5 protein-coding genes are annotated in these 4,440 nt (G+C 29.8%); all 5 read right to left on the reverse strand.

What is annotated here, in order from left to right; translation table 11 throughout:
* On the reverse strand, nucleotides 1-324 hold a 324-nt coding region (locus ACMOUI_RS09755; RefSeq protein ID WP_418965510.1), incomplete at its 3' end, for an MgtC/SapB family protein.
* Nucleotides 325-354: 30 nt separating this feature from the next.
* Nucleotides 355-2,040, reverse strand: coding sequence for an ABC transporter permease (locus ACMOUI_RS09760; RefSeq protein ID WP_418965511.1), 1,686 nt, complete (start codon nucleotides 2,038-2,040; stop codon nucleotides 355-357).
* On the reverse strand, nucleotides 2,030-3,055 hold the full coding sequence (locus ACMOUI_RS09765; RefSeq protein WP_418965512.1) for an ABC transporter ATP-binding protein: 1,026 nt from the start codon (nucleotides 3,053-3,055) through the stop codon (nucleotides 2,030-2,032). Before ACMOUI_RS09765 ends, ACMOUI_RS09760 begins: the two co-directional genes overlap by 11 nt.
* A 14-nt stretch (nucleotides 3,056-3,069) precedes the next feature.
* On the reverse strand, nucleotides 3,070-4,086 hold the full coding sequence (locus tag ACMOUI_RS09770) for an extracellular solute-binding protein (protein ID WP_418965513.1): 1,017 nt from the start codon (nucleotides 4,084-4,086) through the stop codon (nucleotides 3,070-3,072).
* A 4-nt stretch (nucleotides 4,087-4,090) separates the two neighbouring features.
* Nucleotides 4,091-4,440 (reverse strand): hypothetical protein (locus tag ACMOUI_RS09775; RefSeq protein ID WP_418965514.1); only part of this gene is annotated, 350 nt, incomplete at its 5' end.

The following is a 4,440-nucleotide window of genomic DNA, read 5'->3' on the forward strand; positions in this document are numbered from 1 at the left end:
CTTAAACATTCCATATCCTATAATCAGTCCTAAACAAGCATTAATCCATAATAACGCTGCTGTTGTTAACCCTTGTACACTTCCTTTATTATGAATAATCGTTCCCCCTCCAATAAATCCAACACCTGAAATTACTTGGGCACTCAATCTTGTAACATCTCCTACTGGTCGGATAAATCCCTGTAAAATAGCAATCATTGTGGCCCCTAAGCAAACTAATGTCAATGTTATTAATCCAGCTGGTTTTCCTTTGAGCTCTCTTTCAAAACCTATTATTCCACCTAAAATAATTGAAAGTACTATTTTTAAAAAACTTTCTGTCAAATTTCTTCCCTCCTTTATCAAAAAAACTCCCTATTTGGGAGCTTTTCTTTCTCTTCCATATGTATAATATACTATAATTCCAGATATAATCATTAAAGTTACCGAATAAACATAAACCATTGCCTTTGCATTTAAGTCAGCTTCTATATCTGTACTTTTCATAATTACAACTCCTAGTGGTTCTAGTAAAGGATGATATAAAAATACTGATAGATCATAATCTGTAAGAAGCGAATTAAAAACGATTGCTCCTATTGCCATTGTAGAAGGTAATAAAATTGGAAATATTACTTTTCTAAATGTATAAAATGTTGATGCTCCCATAGTTTTTGCAGCTTCTTCCAGAGAATCATCTATTGAAAAAAATGCTGCCCTTAACATTCTAAACGAAAATGGAATCTTAACAATAATATATGCTAATACCATTATAATTGGGCTTCCTATTAAAACTTGTCCTAACAAAATAGGTCTAGGACTATCGTAAGTTATCATCATTCCTAAAGCTATTAATGTTGCAGGTAATAACCAAGGTATCAAACTGGAATACTCATAAAACTTTGCTAATTTATCATTTTTTTTATGAATCAATTTAGCTATTGTTAATGAGTATATTACAACTCCAATAGCTGCTAATCCTGAATAGGTTGAACTCACTAAATAAGGTTTAAAAGATGTCATCTGTGTAAATAGTTTTGTGTAATTATCCAAAGTGAAAGTAGCTAAAGATATTTTTCCTGAAACAACAGCATGTCCCTCTGTTAATGAAAATAAAATTACCATAACTATTGGAAACATATATATTAAAAATAATAAGTATGATATTACATGTACAGATATATTTACAATTTTATTTTCTATACTTTGTTTCTTTAACTTTGTCTTTGTTTTAGAAATAGATATATAGTTTTTACCATTCTCTATCCTATTCATAAAAACCACTAAGAGAATTGTAGCTCCACCAAGTATTAAAGATAATAGTGTTGCTATATCCCTTGAATAATGTGTTTTTGAAAACATAATAATCATTGGGTTTATAGTTTGAAAACCTTTTCCACCTAAAATAAGTGGTGCTGAAACTGCACTTAATCCTGTTAAAAATGTAAGTATTGTCAATGCGTATAGAACTGGTTTTAATGTAGGTAATAGTATCTTAAATAAGACCGTTTTTTCATTGGCACCCATATTTTTAGCAGCTTCTATTATTTGATAATCAACATTTCTTATAGAGTTCGTTAAAAATATTAGGTGATTTGTCGTACATGCAAATGTCATTGTAAACAAAACTGCTCCATAACCTTCAAACCAATTTGATGATATATTTGGAAAAATACTTTGTAATCCGTGTGTTATAAAACTATTTTCTCCATAGATAAATTTATATCCAGATGCAACCATTATTCCACCATAGATAAGTGTTGTAAAATATCCTAGTTTTAATATTTTAGTTCCTTTTACTTTATAAAATTCAGTGACTAAAACAACAAAAATACCAACTATATTAACCGTTAAGGAAAGGGATACGGCTAGAATAAAACTATTCATTAAGCTTTTTAAAGCTATTTTTGAAGACAGTAGTTTATTTGCAGAGTTTAATGATAGTTCTCCATTTATAAAAAAAGTAGTTTTTAAAAGATTTAAGTTAGGATATATTATAAAAGCCACTATAAACCAAATAAGAAAGAGATTTAACACTCCTTTTCCATTTTTAATTTTCATACGCATCACCAAATTGCATAATATCTTCAGGATGCAAGTATAATTTAACCTCTTCACCTATCTTTGGCAGTCTCTTTCTTGTATTTTTTTCCAAATTTTTTACTATTGTCCCATCTATATCATAAGTTAGTTTTGTAAAAGAACCTGTATATTCTGTGTCTAAAACTTTTCCTGTTAACTCTAAGTCGTCTAAATGAGTAGAAGTATTTGACAGTGCCTCTAATCTAAAATAGATAGGATTTGTTGCTTTAAAGATTTTTGTAATTCTACTATTTATTTCCTGTATCAATTTACCTTCAATTTTATTAATTTCACCTATAAATTCACAAACAAATTTAGATTTAGATTCATTATAAATTTCAAAGGGAGTTCCAACTTGTTCAATTTTTCCTTTATTAAATACTGCAATTCTATCTGATAAGCTAAGTGCCTCCTCTTGATCATGTGTCACATATATCGTTGTTATTTTCAACTCTTTCTGCAATCTTTTTAATTCCATTCTTAACTCATCTCTTAATTTTGCATCTAAGTTAGATAGAGGTTCATCCAAGCAAAGTATCTTTGGATCTAAAATTAATGCTCTAGCTAGAGCAACTCTTTGCTGTTGCCCACCTGACAATTCTGAAACATTATTGTATAGTTTATCAGGATGGATTTGTACTTTATCCACCATTGCTTTCACTTTTTTATCAATATAATCTTGTGGTAAATTTTGAACTTTTAAGCCAAAAGCTATATTTTCATAGACATTCATAGTTGGGAAAAGGGCATAACTTTGAAATACTATACTTACTCCTCTTTTTTCTGTGGATAAATTTGTAACATTTTTACCTCCTATAAATATACTTCCTTTAGTAGGGTTATTAAATCCTACTAAAGATCTTAAAGTTGTTGTTTTTCCACACCCTGATGGCCCTAACATTGTGAAAAACTCTCCCTCATTTATAGTTAGATTTAAGTTTTCAATAGCTATATAATCTCCATACTTTATCTCAATATTTTCAAATTTTATCATATTTTTTACTCCTATTAATTTACGTATTCTAATTGTACTTTCTCTACCCATGAATCTATATTATCTGTTATAAATGTCCAATCTAAGTTTTGAATTTTCAAACTTTCTACTAACTCTCGAGTTTCTTTAGGTGCATTTTCCAAAGCTTTTGGATGAGCTGGTGCTGTTCCAAACTTTTCTGCCCACTTTTCTTGAACCTCTGGTGATCCCAACCAATCAATAAACTTTTTATTGATTTCATTATTATCATTTCCTTTAACCAATGCCAATTGTTCTACTACAAAAGGAACTCCTATTTCAGGTCTCATTATTCCTATTTCAAAATTATTTGCTTTTGATCTCTCTAAAGCTCCACTTCCCCAAATCATAGTTATTGGACATTTCCCACTCATTAAATTTCCAAACCAATCCTCTTCAGACTTTTGGATATGGGCATTTTGAACATATTGTCTTACAACTTCCCAGCCTTTATTTGATATATTTAAAGTCCCTCCAGAATCCTTATATCTTGAAGCTATACTGGCTAAAACTACTTTTGAAGTTCCCCCATCCAACCCAAAAATATGATATCGATCTTTATAACTAGGATTTGTTCCTAAATCTATCCAATCTTTAGGTGCATTCTCTTGAGTTATTACATTCGGATTATAAATTGCAAGTAGTGGAGTTACTGTCACTGCATTATAGTACCCATCTTTATCTGACAGCCCTTCTGGAATTTCCCCTGCCCATTTTGGAGTATATTTTGATATCACATTATTTTTTTTTAGTTTTTCATACTCTATCGAATTCAATCCAAAAACAACATCTGCTATAGGCTTATTTTTTTCTGCTATCAATCTGTTAGAAATATCTGTTCCACCAGCAGCTACAACATTAATTTTGAAGCCATTTTCTTTAGCCAACTCTGTTAAATATTCCGCTCTTCCATCAGACCCAGAGTTTGTATAAACAACAATTGAATTATCACCTTTTTTTCCACAAGCTAATGTTAACGTTAACAATAATACTAAAAAAAATTTCTTTTTCATTTAACTACTCCCCCTTTTGTTTTTTATTTAGATACATTTTTAAAAGATAAGGCCAATCAGTTTGAATTATATCTATATTTTTATTAATTAGCCAAGACCAACCAGCTCCATCATTCAGTAATGAATCATTGTCATCTTGAAAAGCGCTCAAGTTATGTTTTTCATATCCCCCTAAAGTTATAGCATTAGCCCATATTTTTATATTTTTCTCTGCTAAACTCTTTAGAAATTCATCCTCTATTATTTCATCTCCTTTATCTGTAAATAAAATTTCCACTGCAACCATATTTATTTCAGGATGAATAAATTTAAAGATATCCTCTTTTTTTCTAGCTATTGGCATATACATAAGTT

Origin of the sequence: Cetobacterium sp., from assembly GCF_048470075.1 — a bacterium.
GTDB lineage: Bacteria > Fusobacteriota > Fusobacteriia > Fusobacteriales > Fusobacteriaceae > Cetobacterium_A.